18 protein-coding genes and 1 pseudogene are annotated in these 16,278 nt (G+C 67.6%); 11 read left to right on the top strand and 8 right to left on the bottom strand.

Annotated elements, in window-relative coordinates; all coding sequences use genetic code 11:
* The 7 genes and pseudogenes from G3N64_RS34150 to G3N64_RS34120 form a co-directional block, all read left to right on the top strand.
* Positions 1-390 (top strand): annotated as a pseudogene (locus tag G3N64_RS34150) (DNA polymerase III subunit delta'); the annotation flags it as partial.
* Positions 391-531: 141 nt separating this feature from the next.
* On the top strand, positions 532-1,311 hold the full coding sequence (locus G3N64_RS34145) for a TatD family hydrolase (RefSeq protein WP_205788093.1): 780 nt from the start codon (positions 532-534) through the stop codon (positions 1,309-1,311).
* 43 nt (positions 1,312-1,354) lie between these two features.
* Positions 1,355-2,065, top strand: coding sequence for an ankyrin repeat domain-containing protein (locus G3N64_RS34140; protein WP_205788092.1), 711 nt, complete (start codon positions 1,355-1,357; stop codon positions 2,063-2,065).
* 119 nt (positions 2,066-2,184) lie between these two features.
* Positions 2,185-2,541, top strand: coding sequence for a Rap1a/Tai family immunity protein (locus tag G3N64_RS34135; protein ID WP_006485939.1), 357 nt, complete (start codon positions 2,185-2,187; stop codon positions 2,539-2,541).
* A gap of 89 nt (positions 2,542-2,630) precedes the next feature.
* The gene (locus G3N64_RS34130) at positions 2,631-3,803 is read left to right on the top strand and encodes a mechanosensitive ion channel domain-containing protein (RefSeq protein ID WP_205788091.1); all 1,173 of its coding nucleotides are present in this window, start codon (positions 2,631-2,633) and stop codon (positions 3,801-3,803) included.
* Positions 3,804-3,833: 30 nt separating this feature from the next.
* Positions 3,834-5,009: an AAA family ATPase gene (locus G3N64_RS34125; RefSeq protein ID WP_205788090.1), complete on the top strand. Its 1,176-nt coding sequence runs from the start codon at positions 3,834-3,836 to the stop codon at positions 5,007-5,009.
* A 249-nt stretch (positions 5,010-5,258) separates the two neighbouring features.
* The gene (locus G3N64_RS34120) at positions 5,259-6,323 is read left to right on the top strand and encodes a glycosyltransferase family 4 protein (RefSeq protein ID WP_205788089.1); all 1,065 of its coding nucleotides are present in this window, start codon (positions 5,259-5,261) and stop codon (positions 6,321-6,323) included.
* Between the two features lie 121 nt (positions 6,324-6,444).
* On the opposite strand, the gene G3N64_RS34115 is transcribed toward G3N64_RS34120, so the two are convergent.
* The 3 genes from G3N64_RS34115 to G3N64_RS34105 all read right to left on the bottom strand — a co-directional run bounded on the left by G3N64_RS34115 (position 6,445) and on the right by G3N64_RS34105 (position 8,272).
* Positions 6,445-7,032 carry a YSC84-related protein gene (locus tag G3N64_RS34115; protein WP_205788088.1) on the bottom strand — a complete coding sequence of 196 codons (588 nt, stop codon included), beginning with the start codon at positions 7,030-7,032 and terminating at the stop codon, positions 6,445-6,447.
* A 230-nt stretch (positions 7,033-7,262) separates the two neighbouring features.
* A complete protein-coding gene (locus tag G3N64_RS34110) occupies positions 7,263-7,721 on the bottom strand; it encodes a hypothetical protein (protein ID WP_205788087.1) in 459 nt (152 codons plus the stop codon).
* 260 nt (positions 7,722-7,981) lie between these two features.
* Positions 7,982-8,272 (bottom strand): PsiF family protein, encoded by a 291-nt coding sequence (locus G3N64_RS34105; RefSeq protein ID WP_034181226.1) that lies wholly within the window; start codon positions 8,270-8,272, stop codon positions 7,982-7,984.
* 271 nt (positions 8,273-8,543) lie between these two features.
* On the opposite strand from G3N64_RS34105, the gene G3N64_RS34100 reads away from it, so the two are divergent.
* A complete protein-coding gene (locus tag G3N64_RS34100; protein WP_205788086.1) occupies positions 8,544-9,566 on the top strand; it encodes an asparaginase in 1,023 nt (340 codons plus the stop codon).
* A gap of 96 nt (positions 9,567-9,662) precedes the next feature.
* Here the strand turns inward: G3N64_RS34100 and lysM are convergent, their stop codons facing one another.
* From lysM to gcl, 5 genes are all read right to left on the bottom strand, one after another.
* On the bottom strand, positions 9,663-10,133 hold the full coding sequence (gene lysM, locus G3N64_RS34095) for a peptidoglycan-binding protein LysM (RefSeq protein ID WP_021162125.1): 471 nt from the start codon (positions 10,131-10,133) through the stop codon (positions 9,663-9,665).
* Between the two features lie 11 nt (positions 10,134-10,144).
* Positions 10,145-10,270 (bottom strand): hypothetical protein, encoded by a 126-nt coding sequence (locus G3N64_RS40275; protein WP_256093589.1) that lies wholly within the window; start codon positions 10,268-10,270, stop codon positions 10,145-10,147.
* Positions 10,271-10,616: 346 nt separating this feature from the next.
* A complete protein-coding gene (locus G3N64_RS34085) occupies positions 10,617-11,507 on the bottom strand; it encodes a 2-hydroxy-3-oxopropionate reductase (protein WP_205788085.1) in 891 nt (296 codons plus the stop codon).
* 41 nt (positions 11,508-11,548) lie between these two features.
* The gene (hyi, locus tag G3N64_RS34080) at positions 11,549-12,358 is read right to left on the bottom strand and encodes a hydroxypyruvate isomerase (protein ID WP_124450347.1); all 810 of its coding nucleotides are present in this window, start codon (positions 12,356-12,358) and stop codon (positions 11,549-11,551) included.
* 43 nt (positions 12,359-12,401) lie between these two features.
* Positions 12,402-14,177 (bottom strand): glyoxylate carboligase, encoded by a 1,776-nt coding sequence (gene gcl / locus G3N64_RS34075; protein ID WP_205788084.1) that lies wholly within the window; start codon positions 14,175-14,177, stop codon positions 12,402-12,404.
* A gap of 172 nt (positions 14,178-14,349) precedes the next feature.
* Between gcl and G3N64_RS34070 the strand changes: the two genes are divergently transcribed.
* The 3 genes from G3N64_RS34070 to G3N64_RS34060 all read left to right on the top strand — a co-directional run.
* Positions 14,350-15,261, top strand: coding sequence for a LysR family transcriptional regulator (locus G3N64_RS34070; protein ID WP_085039475.1), 912 nt, complete (start codon positions 14,350-14,352; stop codon positions 15,259-15,261).
* A gap of 177 nt (positions 15,262-15,438) precedes the next feature.
* Positions 15,439-16,080, top strand: a complete 642-nt coding sequence (locus G3N64_RS34065) for an RNA polymerase sigma factor (protein WP_205788083.1) — start codon at positions 15,439-15,441, stop codon at positions 16,078-16,080.
* Positions 16,070-16,278 (top strand): anti-sigma factor (locus tag G3N64_RS34060; RefSeq protein WP_205788082.1); only part of this gene is annotated, 209 nt, incomplete at its 3' end. The genes G3N64_RS34065 and G3N64_RS34060, both read left to right, overlap by 11 nt.

Below are 16,278 nucleotides of genomic sequence, written 5' to 3'. Positions count from 1 at the left end.
GAGGCCGGCGGCGCGCCGCTTGCCGCGCTGGCGCTCGCGAGCGACGAGAACCGCCCGCTGCGCGACTACACGCTCGGGCAGCTCGCGGCCGGTGCCGCATGCGACCCGTTCGCGTGCGGCGAGACGCTGCAGAAGCTGCCGGTGCCGCTGGTGCTCGGCTGGCTGCAGCGCTGGCTGTACGACCTGCTTGCGCAGCGGATGGCGGGCGCGCCGCGCTACTTCCCGATGCACGCGGCGGCGCTCGCGCGCTGCGCGGAAGCGGTCGACGCGAATGCGTTCGCGCGCTTCATGAAGGCCGTGACGCGGCAGCGGACGGTCGAGAACCATCCGCTCAACGCGCGGCTCGTATTCGAGGAATTGTTTCTCGGATACCGGGAAATGTTCGCGTGATCCGGCATTGTTTCTCGCGGGTTGCGAAACGATGACCGGCTCACGCCGCGACGCGACCGTGGCCGGCCGGCCCGCGAACGCCGCCCGTTGCCGCATGCCGGCGAGCGCATGAGCGCCCGCCTTACGTATTCAGGAAACACGATGTTCGTCGACTCTCATTGCCATATCAATTTCAAGGGCCTGGCCGACCGCCTGCCAGCCGTGCTCGAGAACATGCGCGAGCACGACGTCACGCACGCGCTATGCGTGTCCGTCGATTTCGAGACGCTCCCGGAGGTCCTTGCGATCACGGACGCGCACGACAACGTCTATGCGTCGGTCGGCGTGCATCCGGATCACGAGGACGCGCGCGAGCCGACGCTCGCGGAGCTCGTCGAGTTGGCCGCGCACCCGAAGGTCGTCGCGATCGGCGAAACCGGCCTCGACTACTACCGTCTCGAGGGCCGCTCGATCGCCGACATGGAATGGCAGCGCGAACGCTTTCGCACGCATATCCGCGCGGCGACCGCGACGATGAAGCCGCTGATCATCCACACGCGCTCGTCGTCGGAGGATACGCTGCGGATCATGGCCGAGGAGCGCGCGGACGTGCCGGGCGGCGTGATGCACTGCTTCACCGAGCCGTGGCCGGTGGCCGAGCAGGCGCTCGCGCAGAACTTCCATATCTCGCTGTCGGGCATCGTCACGTTCAAGAACGCGACCGACGTGCAGGACGTCGCGCGGCGCGTGCCGCTCGACCGGCTGCTGATCGAGACGGACTCGCCGTACCTCGCACCGGTGCCGTATCGCGGCAAGCCGAATGAACCTGCGTACGTCAGCCATGTCGGACGCTTTATCGCATCCGAGCGCGGGATCGCCGTCGAGGCGCTTGCCGATGCGACGACGCAGAACTTTTTCCGGCTGTTCAAGATCGCCCGCTAACGACGCGCGCGCAGCCGACAACCCAGGGAAGGAGCCCACAACAATGACGAAGCCGACCAACCATCTGCCGAAACGCGCACTCGTTGCCGCCGCACTCGTCGCGAGCGGCCTGTTCGCGGCAGCCGGCGCGCATGCCGAATCGCTCGACGCGATCGTCAAGGCCGTCAAGTTCGACGACATCGCCGATATCGGCAAGCAGCTCAAGAGCGGCAAGCTCGACCCGAACACGGTTGCGCCGAACGGCGACCCGCTGATCGTGATCGCCGCGCGCGAGAAGTCCGACAAGGTCGCGGCGGCGCTCGCCACGACGCCGAACGTCGACCTCGAGAAGGAAGACAAGGCCGGCGAAAACGCGCTGATGCTCGCGTCGCTGAACGGCGATGTCGGCCTCGCCACGCTGCTGATCGACAAGGGCGCGGAAGTCAGCAAGAAGGGCTGGGCGCCGCTGCACTACGCGGCCACCAACGGCCAGGACGCGGTCGTGAAGCTGCTGCTCGACCACGACGCGTATATCGATACCGCGTCGCCGAACGGCACGACGCCGCTGATGATGGCCGCGCGCGGCAACCACGCGTCGACGGTCACGCTGCTGCTCGACCAGGGCGCCGATCCGCAGGTGAAGAACCAGCTCGGCATCACCGCGCTCGAATTCGCGAAGCACTACAACGCGCCGGACGCGATCCAGATCCTGAGCAAGCGGACGACGCGCATCGGGGCGTCGACGCCGGCAGATGCGCAAAAGAGTGCAAAATGACGGTTTTCGGTGCGGCAGACGGTGCCCGCCCGGCCGGATTCCGGCCGGAGCAGGGCGTCCCGGCGCCGCGCCGGCCAAGGCAGCAGGCGGTCTCGGGCCGCATTGACATAAGGAACACCATGTTGCGCGCAATGTTTTGTGCCGCGGCGTTTGCCGTGCCGTTGTCGGCGGCGGCTTTCACGGGCGCTGATCTCGACCGGCTGTGCGCGAAGACGGACGTCAAGTCGCGGGCGTCGTGCGCGGCCTACATCGAAGGCGCCGCCGACGGCGTCTACAACACCATCGACGCGATCGGCGGCACGACGGGGCCGCGGGTCGGCCAGTATTTCTGCCTGCCGCCCGACATCCGGGCGCAGCAGATGACCGACGCGGTGCGCAAGTACATCGCGGAAAATCCGAAGCTGGCCGACTACAACGCGAGTACCGCGGTGTCGCTCGGTCTCGGCAAGGCGTTTCCCTGCAGGAGCGGCAACTGATCTGATGCCGTGTCCGGGCACGCGTGTGGCCCGGGCGTCGCCGACGCATCCAGGACGAGGCGTGCGCGCCTCATCACCCAAGGGCGCCGATGATTTCAATCGAGGAATTGCAGCGCATCACCGATGCGCCGCTGCATTCATGGCTCGGCACGGTGGCCGTGTCGGTCATCGTCTTGCTGGTCGTCACGATCGCGCACCGTCTCGGCGCTCGCATCGTCAAGCGCATCGCGCAGCCGTATCCGTTGATGAGCGCGATCCTGCGCTACATCGACCGGCCGTCGCTCGTCGTGCTCGCGCTGCTGGCGCTCGAATTCCTGTGGGTCCAGGCGGACGACGGCATGTCGTTCGTGCGTGGCATGCGCACGGCGGCGGCGGTCGGCTCCATCGTGTCGCTCACGTGGCTGCTGGTGCGGCTCGCGGCGGGCGTCGGCGACGCCATCATCCAGGCGCATCCGATCGATACGGCCGACAATCTCCAGGCCCGGCGCATCCACACGCAGGCCAAGGTGCTCGTGCGGACCGTGATGGTGCTGATCGTGATCATCGGTACCGGCGCCGCGCTGATGACGTTCCCGAACGTGCGCCAGGTCGGTGCGAGCCTGCTGGCGTCGGCCGGCGTCGCGGGCCTGGTCGCCGGTATCGCCGCGCGGCCGGTGCTCGGCAACCTGATTGCCGGGCTGCAGATCGCCCTCACGCAGCCGATCCGGCTCGACGACGTGGTCGTGATCCAGGGCGAGTGGGGGCGCATCGAGGAAATCACCGGGTCGTTCGTGTCCGTACGATTGTGGGACCAGCGGCGCCTCGTCGTGCCGCTGCAGTGGATCATCGAGAACCCGTTCACGAACTGGACGCGCAGCAGTTCGGAAATCATCGGCACGGTCTACCTGTCGGTCGATTACCGCACGCCGCTCGCGCCGCTGCGCGAGGAGCTCGCGCGGCTCGTCCATGCGGCGCCCGAGTGGGACGGCCGCGTGCAGGTGCTGCAGGTGACCGACGCGACGGAGCGCACGATGCAGTTGCGCGCGCTCGTCAGCGCGGCCGATGCGTCGTCGTGCTGGGATCTGCGCTGCCGCGTGCGCGAAGGGCTGATCGCCTACCTGCAGGACCGCTATCCGCAATGCCTGCCGCGCAGCCGGATGGAGCTGTATCCGCATGATTCCGCGCCGGACGCGCCGAAACCCGAACGGCCGCACGCGCGGCCGGCTGCCGCCAGCACGGCGGCCAACACCGCGGCCGACCCGCAGGCCGTCGAAGGCCGCTGAACGCGGCCCGCATGCACGCCCTCCATCGTCATGACCACGCTGAAAACGCTTGCCATCGCCAATTACCGCTCGCTGCGCGAGCTGATCGTGCCGCTCGCGGCGCTCAACGTCGTCACGGGGCCGAACGGCAGCGGCAAGTCGAGCGTGTACCGCGCACTGCGGCTGCTCGCCGACACCGCGCAGGGGCGCGTGATTCCGTCGCTTGCCCGCGAAGGCGGATTGCCGTCGACGCTGTGGGCCGGCCCCGAGCGCTTCTCGCGGGCGATGCTGGACGGTGACGCACCGGTCACCGGCACGGTGCGCAAGGGGCCCGTGAGCCTGAAGCTCGGCTTCGCCTGCGACGATTTCGGCTATTCGATCGATCTCGGCATGCCCGTCCCGAGCAGCTCGGCGTTCTCCCTCGATCCGGTGGTCAAGCGCGAGTGCATCTGGGGCGGCGCGCTGCTGCGCCCGTCGACGCTGCTGGTCGACCGGCAGGGCGCGCAGATCCGCACGCGCACCGCATCGGGCGACTGGCAGACGATTCCGCAGCCGGTGGCCAGCTTCGACAGCATGATGACCGAGTTCGCCGATCCGGCCGGCGCACCCGAGATGATCGCGGTGCGCGAACGGATCCGCTCGTGGCGTTTCTACGACCATTTCCGGACCGATGCGCAGGCGCCGGCGCGGCAGTCGCACATCGGCACCCATACGCCGGTGCTGGCCGACGACGGCGCCGACCTGGCCGCCGCGTTGCAGACGATCCGCGAAATCGGCGACGGCACGGCACTCGATGCGGCGATCGACGACGCGTTTCCCGGCGCGTCGGTCGAGATCGACAATCCGGGCGGCCGTGGCCGCTTCGACGTGCTGATGCGCCAGCCGGGGCTGTTGCGGTCGCTCGCGGCGGCCGAGCTGTCGGACGGCACGCTGCGCTACCTGCTGCTCGCGGCCGCGCTGCTGACCCCGCGGCCGCCGGCGCTGATGGTGCTGAACGAACCGGAGACGAGCCTGCACCCCGATCTGCTGCCGGCGCTCGGCCGGCTGATCGCGCAGGCGGCGCAGCGCTCGCAGGTGCTCGTCGTGTCGCATGCGGCGCGGCTCATCGCGACGCTCGAGCGCGAGGCCGGCTGCGAATCGCTGGTGCTCGACAAGCAGCTCGGCGCGACGGGGCTCGTCGATGCCGATACGCGCGACCTGCCGGCATGGAAGTGGCCGTCGCGTTGACGGGCGGCGCGGCGTGCGTTCGGGTGCGATCGTCGCGTCGGGGCCGGATCGGTCCGGCAGGCGGAATGTATCCTGGCTGTAACAACACCCATAAAATGCAAGACGGGCGGTTCCGGGTAGCGGGATCGCGAATAATGAAGGGATATCCGGCGGGCGCCGCCGGCCAGCGCTGTATGGGGCGAGCGGGGCGCGGAAGCGCAAACGCCCGCCGGCCGTGCCGCAACGGACAGGACACAGGAGACGTGGACCATGAGAATTGCCCAGATCGCGCCGCTGACCGAATCGGTGCCGCCGAAGCTGTACGGCGGCACGGAGCGCGTCGTGTCCTACATCACCGAGGCGCTCGTCGAGCTCGGCCATGATGTGACGCTGTTCGCCAGCGGCGATTCGACGACGCGGGCGAAGCTCGAGCCGGTCTGGCCGCGCGCGCTGCGGCTCGACTCGTCGATCCGCGACCGGGTCGCGCCGCACATGCTGCTGATGGAGACGGTCGCGCGCCGCGCGAACGACTTCGACGTGCTCCATTTCCACATGGACTACTACTCGTTCTCGGTCTTCAACCGGCAGGAAACGCCTTACGTGACGACGCTGCACGGCCGGCTCGACCTGCCCGAGCAGCAGCCGGTGTTCGACACGTTCAACACGGCGCCGGTGATCTCGATTTCGAACTCGCAGCGCCAGCCGCTGCCGCAGGCGAAATGGCTGACGACCGTCTACCACGGGCTGCCCGATACGCTGTACATGCCGCAGCCGGTCGAACCGCGCTACCTCGCGTTCCTCGGCCGCATCTCGCCGGAGAAGCGCGTCGACACCGCGATCCGCATCGCCCGCCAGTGCGGGCTGCCGATCAGGATCGCCGCGAAGATCGATGCGGCCGACCAGGAATACTTCGAGCGCGAGATCAAGCCGCTCTTCGCGCTGCCGCACGTCGAATTCATCGGCGAGATCGCGGATCACCAGAAGGCCGAATTCCTGTCGGGCGCGCATGCGCTGCTGTTTCCGATCGACTGGCCGGAACCGTTCGGCCTCGTGATGATCGAGGCGATGTCGTGCGGCACGCCGGTGGTCGCGTTCAATCGCGGGGCGGTGCCCGAAGTGGTGGACGAGGGCGTATCGGGTTTCATCGTCGAGGACGAAATCAGCGCGGTGGCCGCCGTGAACCGGCTGCACCTGCTGCCGCGTGCGCGCGTACGGCGGCGCTTCGAGGAGCGCTTCACGTCGCGCCGGATGGCACAGCAATACGTCGACGTGTACCAGTCGGTGATCCGCGCGCAGAAACGCTCGCGCTTCAAGGTGATCGACTCGACGACCTGACCGACCTGACCGACCTGACGCGCTTGGAGCAGGACATGCGCGGATAAAAAAACGGCGATGCCCGCAAGGACATCGCCGTTTGTGCATCGCCCGCGCGCAGCGCGCGGGCGATGTGTCGGCGTCAGATCTTGAGCTTCGTGACCTTCGTGCCGTTGATCGACACGTCGCCCATCAGGCCCGCGTTCGTCAGCACGACGACCTGGACCGGTGCAGTGGCCGTGGTCGTGTCGACCGCGCCGTTCGCGCCCATCTTCACGAGCGCGACCGACGCGCCGGCGCCGGCTGCCCAGCCGTCCGAGCCGCGGAATTCGTCGAGCGCTTCCTGCGTCATGAACAGGAACACGATCGCCTTCGACTGTGCACCGGCCTGCAGGCCGACCGACAGCGACGACGTGTTGTAGTAGCCGACCGTGCTGCCGCCGACGCGCAGTGCGCCGTTGCCCGACTGGCCGCCGACGATGAAGCCGGCCTGGAGGACGTCCGGGAAGACGAGCACGCCGCGCGACTTCGCGACGAGTTCACGCGAACCCTTGACCGTGGAGTACATGCGCGACAGCGTGGCGTCGACGCTCGAGTCGATTGCCTGGCGCTTCGACGCGTTGGTTGCGGCATTGTCCGGCTTGTCCGGGGTGGTGGTGCAACCGGTGAGCGCGAGGCTACCGACGATGAGCGCAGCGGCGGCTTTCAGCACAAGATTCCGTTTTTGCATCGTTCTTCTCCATCGGGTGATGTTCGGAGTGAGTCTCGCTCAGGGAGCGGATCACGTCGGCAGTTATATCACAGCGGATTACAGCCCCTTTTCGTCGCTGCGTGAAAAAGCGTCAAATCGCGTGAGGGTGTCGCGGCGTGCCAACGGACGAACCGGTGCCCGCGCGCCGACGCGGGGGCGGCATGCGGGAAACACGACGGTCGGTCGGACGGCGGCGCCTGCCGCGCGCATCAGTGCGTGACGGGCGGAACAGGTGGAGCAGGCGGCTTGATCGGGGGGCGGCGCAGCGCACGGCGGATCAGTGCGATCACGACGCCGCAGGCGAACAGGAACGCGGCCGGCACGACCCAGTAGCCGACGAACGCATGCCACAGGTAGCCCGCGAGCGTATTGCGGCGCACCACGTATTCGTCGCGGGCCGCTTGCTGGCGCGATGCATTGGCGGCGAGCACGTCGGCCGGGCAGCCGGCCGCGTGCGCCTCGTCAGGATCCCCGTGGCACTTCGCGGCGGCGCCGGCTGTCTGCTGCGCGTCGGTGAGCTGCCAGGTGGTCAGCGCGAGCTGCAGGTCCGCCTTGTTGTAGGCCATTTCCTCGCGGATCTCGCGCACGGCCACGATCGCAACGGGCACGGCCCAGAATACGATCACGATCAGCCAGCGGCGGAACCAGCGGTGTTGTCTCCATGCCATCCATGCCTCCGTTTGACGCGCGTGCGCGTCTGTCTCGAGGGCGGCCCGATGGCGCTTCTTGTACTTGGATGGGCCGCGTTGCAGCCATCATAGAAGAAAACGCGGCGAATTGCCGCACCATGTGGCGGCGCCGGTACGGCGGGCCGGGAAAGCGGGCCGGGAGAGGTCGGGGCGGAGTGCGTCGATGCGCGTGCAACGAAAACAAAAAATGCCGCGCCCGCCGAAGCGGTGCGCGGCATTCGATACGGGAGCGCCGGAACTCAGGCGGCCGGCTGGCTGCTCAGGCAGCTCTTCATGAACGCCTTGCGGTCGTCGCCTTTCTTGCCGGTGGCCTGGGTGTTGCAGGCCTTCATCTTTTCCTGCTGCGTCATGGCCTTCGCGGGCTTTGCCGACAGGCAGTCCTTCATGAACGCCTTGCGTTCGTCGCCCGTCTTGCCGGCTGCCTGGGTGTTACAGGCCTTCATCTTGTCCTGCTGGCTGTTCGCCGCGAACGCGGGGGAAGCCAGCATGCCGCCGAGAAGCACGGCGGCTACGAGCGATTGGATTTTCATTTCGACACTCCCATGGGGTGAATTGCGTTTTATCGATGCCGTCACGACGCACCGCGCGATGAGGATAGGGCCACATCGAACCGCGCGCTCCGATTTTGGCAAATCAATGTGAAAACACCAAAACGGCACTTCCTATAACGTTGCGGACACCGCGGCCGTTGACGGCACACCCGGCCGGACGATCGGGACAAACCATGATGTGCCGCGGCCGGCCTCGGCCGCCGCGCCGGAACCTGCCGGATCCCGGCCGCAAGCCTTTACAATCGCGGCCATGAATACTCCGAATTCCGCATCCCCTTCGTCCGCAGCGGCCGTGCCGCGCATCGCCGTGCTGGCCACCGGCGGCACGATCGCAGGCGCTGCGCCCGACGCGGCCAGCACGGCCGGCTACCAGGCCGGTGCGCTCGGCGTCAATTTCCTGGTCGACGCGGTGCCGGCGCTTGCGTCCGTCGCGCGCATCGACGCCGAGCAGATCGCCAGCATCGACAGCAAGGATCTCGCGCTGCCGCTGTGGAACATGCTCGCCGCGCGGATCGACGCGCTGATGGCCGACCCGGCGGTCGACGGCATCGTGATCACCCATGGCACCGACACGCTCGAGGAAACCGCGTATGCGCTGCACCTGGTCGTCAAGGGCGACAAGCCGGTCGTGCTGACGGCCGCGATGCGGCCGGCGACCGCGCTGTCGTCCGACGGCCCGCTGAACCTGCTGAATGCGGTGACGGTGGCCGCGCATCCGTCCGCGCGCGGGCAGGGCGTGCTGGTCGCGTTCAACAACCGGATCCACGGCGCGCGCGACGTCGTGAAGACGAGCACCTATGCGGTCGACGCGTTCCAGTCGCCGGAACTCGGCGCACTCGGCTGGGTGCAGGACGGCCGGGTCGAATTCGCGCGCCGCGTCACGCGTTCGCGCGACACGCAACTGGCGATCGCCGCCGCGTGGCCGCCCGTCGAAGTCGTCGCCAGCTATGCGGGCGTGACGCGTACGGCCGTCGACGCGCTGGTCGCCGCCGGCGTGCGCGGTCTCGTCGTCGCGGGCACGGGCAACGGCTCGATTCATGCGACGCTGCAGGCGGCGCTGGCCGATGCGGTGAACGCGGGCGTTGCGGTGGTTCGGGCGTCGCGCGTCGGGTCGGGGCACGTGATGCGCAACGGCGCCGCGAACGACGATGCGCTCGGCTTCGTGAGCGCAGGGTCGCTGAACCCGTTCAAGGCACGCGTGCTGCTGATGCTCGCGCTCGCGAACGGCATTCATGGCCGCGACGAGCTGCAACGCATGTTCGATACGTTGTGACCGGGGGACCGCGACGCGCCATCCGGGCGGCGCGCGTCACCATGAAAAAAAGCAGGCCGATGGCCTGCTTTTTTCGTATCAGTCCGGCAGGAATGCTCAGGACTGCGGCGGAATCACGAGCTTCTGGCCCGGGTAGATCCGGTCCGGGCTCGACAGCATCGGCTTGTTCGCCTCGAAGATCGCCGGGTACTTGTTCGCGTCGCCATAGACTTCCTTGGCGATCGCCGACAGCGTGTCGCCCGGCTTTACGTCGTGGTACTGCACTTCCGGATCGTCCGGTTGCAGATCGTCGTCGTTGACGCCCGCGACGCCCTGCACGTTGCCGGCCGCGACCTTGACCTTGGCCTTCGTGTCGAGGTCGGCGACGCTGCCCGACAGCGTGACGGTGCGCGATGCGCCGTCGAATGCCACGGTCAGGTTCGACGTGTCGAGACCTTGCGTGTTGATGTAGTTCTTGATGGCATCGGCCGCAGTCTGGTTTGCGGCATTCGGATCTTCCGCTGCTTGCGCGTCGGCATGACCCAGCAGTTTTTCACCCGCCTCTTTGATAAACGAAAGAAGACCCATCGTTGCACTCCTTAGGTGGTTGAAAAGAAAACGCGCCGTGAAGTGGCGAAAAAAACACCGCGCTGGGCGCGGTCACCGGAGGTGAACGCAAGCGCGGCGGTTTTCTCGAAAGGCGTGGCGAAAGTGTAGGCGTTCATGACGACGATTGCATGAAAAATCGCACGCCTGAACGTAAAGAAATGTAATACGCGAAATCCGACAGGCGGACACCCGACGACGACGTCTGACCGACCAAGGCTTCCCCGGCGTCGCCGGGTGCCGCTGCGGACCCCACCACGCCGCTCTCAGCCCAGAGCGGCGTTTTTCGCCCCGTCCCGCATGCCGTCGGCAGTGCAGGGCGGGGCGCCCCACCGTGATGCGCGAGTGCATCGCGCATCGATGCGACCGGCCGTGCCGGTCGCGCGTGTCGTTCGCGTGTCCGCCATCGCGACGGACCGCGCGTTAATGCGTCGACCGAAGGCGGCCGCGCGAAGCGGCCTGCACTCAGCCTGCCGTCTTCTCGATCTCGAAGTTCGACATGATCTCGAGCGCGCGCACGAGTGCCGAGTGATCCCAGGCCTTGCCGCCGTGCGCTGCACACACGCTGAACAGCTGCTGCGCGCTCGCGGTGTGCGGCAGGGCGAGGCCGAGCTTGCGTGCGCCGTCGAGTGCGAGGTTCAGGTCCTTCTGGTGCAGCTCGATGCGAAAGCCCGGATCGAACGTGCGCTTCGTCATCCGCGCGCCGTGCACTTCGAGGATGCGCGACGCGGCGAAGCCGCCCATCAGCGCCTGGCGCACGCGCTCCGGATCGGCGCCCGAACGTGCGGCGAACAGCAGCGCTTCGCCGACGGCTTCGATGTTCAGCGCGACGATGATCTGGTTCGCGACCTTGCAGGTCTGCCCCGCGCCGTTGTCGCCGACGAGCGTGATGTTCTTGCCCATCTTCTCGAACAGCGGCTTCGCACGCTCGAACGCCTGTTCCGGGCCGCCGACCATGATCGTCAGCGTCGCTTCGCGTGCGCCGACTTCGCCGCCGGACACCGGCGCGTCGAGATAGTCGCAACCGAGTGCGTTGACCTGCTTCGCGAATTCCTGCGTGTCGAGCGGCGAGATCGAGCTCATGTCGATCACGAGCTTGCCGGCCGAGAGGCCCTTCGCGACACCGTCGTCGGCGAACAGCACGTTACGCACGTCCGGCGTATCCGGCACCATCGAGATGATGATGTCTGCGTTCCGTGCGACTTCCGTCGAGTTCGCGACGACCTTCGCGGTCGTGCGCAGGTCGTCCGGGATCGGGAACGCGCCGTTCACGACGAGCTGGTGGTCGCCCTTGAGCAGGTTGCGCGCCATGTGCGCGCCCATGATGCCGAGGCCGATGAAACCGATGGTTGCCATGTGAAAGTCTCCTATAGGGGCGAAAACGGGAAGGGCGCTACTCAGGCGGCGCGACGCGCCGAACCCGGTGCGCAGCCGGCGACGCTCTGCAGCCAGCCGAGGCCTTCCGTCGTGGTGGTGCGGGGCTTGTATTCGCAGCCGACGTAGCCGGCATAGCCGAGCCGGTCGAGCAGCGCGAACAGGAACGCGTAGTTGATCTCGCCCGTACCCGGCTCGTTGCGGCCCGGGTTGTCCGCGAGCTGGACGTGGCCGATCGATGCGAGGTTGCGTTCGATCGTCGCGGCCAGTTCGCCTTCCATGCGCTGCATGTGATAGATGTCGTACTGCAGGAACAGGTTGTCCGAGCCGACCGCGCGGATCACGTCGAGCCCTTCCGACGAGCGGTTCAGCGCGAAGCCCGGGATGTCGAAGCGGTTGCACGGCTCGACCAGCAGGCGGATGCCTTCGCGCTTGAGCGCATCGGCGGCAAAGCGCAGGTTGTCGACGATCGTGACGAACGTCTTGTCGCGCGCCGTGCTCGCCGACGGGATGCCGACGAGGCAGTTCAACTGCGGCACCTTCAGCGCCTTCGCGTACTCGATTGCACGGCCGACACCTTCCTGGAACTCGCCGACGCGATCGGGCAGGCACGCGATGCCGCGCTCGCCCTGGTCCCAGTTGCCGGCGGGCAGGTTGTGCAGCACGAGGCGCAGGCGATGCGTCTCGAGCCGCTCGGCGAGTTCTTCTTTTGCGTACGGATACGGGAACAGGAACTCGACGGCGTCGAAGCCCGCATCGGCGGCCGCCTTGAAGCGGTCGAGGAACGGCACTTCGTTGAACAGCATGGTCAGGTTTGCAGCAAACTTCGGCATGAGCTAAGCCTCTTCGGTCGGTCAGTCAAAAATGTCGTGCGGTTCAGTCGAGCATCGAGATTGCGGTCGGGGCGTGCTCGGCCGTTTCGGCGAGATCCTCGAATTCGTTGATCGCGTCGATTTCGGTGCCCATCGAGATGTTCGTCACGCGCTCGAGGATCACTTCCACGACCACCGGCACGCTGAACTCTTCCGCGAGCGTTTGCGCCTGGCGCAGCGCCGGCTCGATCTCTTCCGGCTTGAACACGCGCAGCGCCTTGCAGCCGAGGCCTTCCGCGACGGCCACGTGGTCGACGCCGTAGCCGTTCAGTTCCGGCGCATTCACGTTGTCGAACGCGAGCTGCACGCAGTAGTCCATGTCGAACGCACGCTGCGCCTGGCGGATCAGCCCGAGGTACGAGTTGTTCACGACGACGTGCACGTACGGCAGCTTGAATTGCGCGCCGGCGGCCAGTTCCTCGATCATGAACTGGAAGTCGTAGTCGCCGGACAGCGCGACGATCGGGCGGCTCGGATCGGCCGCCCGCACGCCGAGCGCGGCGGGGATCGTCCAGCCGAGCGGGCCGGCCTGGCCGCAGTTGATCCAGTTGCGCGCCTTGAACACGTGCAGGAACTGCGCGGCGGCGATCTGCGACAGGCCGATCGTGCTGACGTAGCACGTATCGCGGCCGAACACCTTGTTCATCTCTTCGTACACGCGCTGCGGCTTGACCGGCACGTTGTCGAAGTGCGTCTTGCGCTGCAGCGTGCGCTTGCGTGCCTGGCAATCGGCGACCCATGCGCTGCGGTCCTTCAGCTTGCCGGCGGCCTTCCATTCCTGCGCAACGGCGACGAACAGTTCCAGCGCGGCCTTCGCGTCCGACACGATGCCGAGATCCGGGCCGAACACGCGGCCGATCTGCGTCGGCTCGATGTCGACGTGCACGAACTTGCGGCCCTTCGTATAGACCTCGACGCTGCCCGTGTGGCGGTTCGCCCAGCGGTTGCCGATGCCGAGCACGAAGTCGGACGCGAGCATCGTGGCGTTGCCGTAGCGGTGCGACGTCTGCAGGCCGACCATGCCGGCCATCAGCGGGTGGTCGTCCGGAATCGCGCCCCACGACATCAGCGTCGGGATCACGGGCACGCCGATCGTTTCGGCGAACTGGACGAGCAGGTCTTCCGCCGCTGCGTTGAGCACGCCGCCGCCCGACACGATCAGCGGCTTGTCCGCGTCGTTGAGCATCGCGAGCGCCTTCTCGATCTGCGCGCGGGTGGCCGCGGGCTTGTAGACCGGCAGCGGTTCGTACGTGTCGATGTCGAATTCGATTTCGGCGAGCTGCACGTCGATCGGCAGGTCGACGAGCACCGGGCCCGGACGGCCCGAGCGCATCAGGTGGAATGCCTGCTGGAACACGCGGGGCACGAGCGCCGGCTCGCGCACGGTGACGGCCCACTTCGTGACGGGCTTCGCGATCGATTCGATGTCGACGGCCTGGAAGTCTTCCTTGTACAGGCGCGCGCGCGGTGCCTGGCCCGTGATCGCGAGGATCGGAATCGAGTCGGCGGAGGCGGAGTAGAGGCCCGTGATCATGTCGGTGCCGGCGGGGCCCGACGTGCCGATGCACACGCCGATGTTGCCCGGTGCCGCACGCGTGAAGCCTTCGGCCATGTGCGACGCACCTTCTACGTGGCGCGCCAGCACGTGGCTGATGCCGCCCGACTTGCGCATCGCGGAATAGAACGGGTTGATCGCAGCACCCGGCACGCCGAACGCGGTCTGGATGCCTTCCTTCTCGAGTACGAGCACAGCTGCGTCGACGGCTCTCATCTTGGCCATGAATGTCTCCTTGAATGTGGCGGATCTTGCAAATCGGTCTGTTGGGGACACTTTAGGGATGCAGGAAAGGTTTGATAAGATCAGCCGAAGTCGCTTTTTTCGAAACTAAAAGTATGGAATGACGGCCGGACGGGGCTTTCCGCCGGTGCCGGAACAGAGACGGAGACGGGAGATGGATCGCTTCAAGCAGATCGAGACGTTCGTGCGGGTGGCCGATGCGGGCAGCCTCGCGGCGGCGGCGCTCGAGGAAGGTGTGTCGCCGGTCGTGCTCGGGCGGCGCATCGACGCGCTCGAAAAGCGTCTCGGCGTGAAGCTGATGTACCGCTCGACGCGGCGGCTGGTGGTCAGCGAGGAGGGCGCCGCGTTCCTCGAGCGCTGCCGCGGCCTCCTGTCCGAATGGGACCAGGCCGAGAACGAGCTGGCCGCCGGGCGGCGCGCGGTCAGCGGGCACCTGATCGTGTCGGCGCCGGCCGCGTTCGGGCGCAAGCACGTTGCGCCGCACGCGCCCGGCTTTCTGGCCGACAAGCCCGAGATGCAGCTGTCGTTCAACCTGACCGACCGCGTCGTCGATCTCGTGCGCGAAGGCTACGACCTGTCGATCCGGATCGGCGGCGCCGTCGATCCGAACTTCGTTGCGGTGAAGCTCGCGTCGAACCGGCGGGTCGTGTGCGGCACGCCCGAATATTTCCGCCGGCACGGCCGGCCGAAGTCGCTCGACGATCTGCTGAAGCACAACTGCCTCGCGTTCAACCTGCAGGGCGGGCAGAACCGCGGCTGGTATTTCCAGCGCCACGGCAAGATCGCGACGATGCGCGTGGCCGGCAATCTCGACTGCAACGACGGCGAGCTGCTGCACCGCTGGGTGGCCGAAGGCCTCGGGCTCGGCTGGCGCTCGACGTGGGAAATCGCCGCGCAGCTCGAGACGGGCGAGCTCGAGACCGTGCTCGACGAGTATGCGCTGCCCGACTACGACATCCTCGCGGTCTACCCGCAGCAGCGCTACGTGCCGGCGCGCGTGCGCTACTTCATCGACTACCTGCGCGCCGCTTACGCCAGCCCCGGCTACTGGAGCACCACGCCGTAACCGGCGCGGACGGCCCGGCCACAGGGCCGCCCGGCGATTTTTTACGCTTCGGGTGCGCGGCGCGGGAATAAACTCGACGCAACGGCGGTAAGGTCATCGAGCGCGCACGTTGCCGGTCTGTCCGGGCACCGCGCGCGGAACGGGCGCGGCCTCGGCCGCCGGAACCAGGGAGGCCATGTGGGGCAAGCCGGACAGGCGGTCGATGAGCGGTCGGCGGACGACGCGGTCGCGCGCGGCGAGCGGTTTCGCGCGCTCGTGCTGCCGCATCTCGACGCCGCGTACAACCTCGCGCGCTGGCTGAGCGGCAACGCCGGCGATGCGGACGACGTCGTCCAGGATGCATGCATGCGCGCGCTGCGCTTCGTCGATTCGTGTCGCGGCGACAACGCGCGGCCGTGGCTGCTGACGATCGTGCGCCACACCTGGTACACCGAGTGGCGCCGCCGTACGCATGCGCACGAGGTCGCACTGCCCGACACGCTCGACGATACCGACGTGCCCGACGACTGGCAGCCGGCGACCGAGGATCCGCTCGCGCATCTGCTGCGCGGCGAGAACGTGCGGCTCGTGAACGCGGCGCTCGCGAAGCTGCCGCCCGAATATCGCGAGGTGCTCGTGCTGCGCGAGATGGAAGACCTGAGTTACCGCGAGATCGCGGCGATCGCGGACGTGCCGGTCGGCACGGTGATGTCGCGGCTCGCCCGTGGCCGGCGCAAGCTCGCCGTGCTGCTGGGCGGCCCGCCGGCACCGGCTGCCGAAGGCAGGCCGGGCCGTACGCCGGCGGGCGGAACCGCATCGGAGGCTATCGATGGACTGTAACGAAGCGCGAGCGTTGCTGGACGCGGACGTCGACCGCGAGCTGTCGGCGCCCGATGCGTTGCGGGTCCAGCAGCATGTAGAGGGGTGCGAAGTGTGCCGCCATGAGCGCGCGCGGATCGTCACGCTGGTGCAGGCCGTGCGTCAGGCCGACTATCACCGCGCGCCGGATGCGCTGCGGGCCACTATCCTCGCGAGCCA

It is taken from the genome of Burkholderia sp. Ac-20344, assembly GCF_017104975.1.
Classification (GTDB): domain Bacteria; phylum Pseudomonadota; class Gammaproteobacteria; order Burkholderiales; family Burkholderiaceae; genus Burkholderia.
The sequence above is the reverse complement of the archived record's forward strand: the minus strand, read 5'-3'. Positions and strand labels throughout refer to the sequence as shown.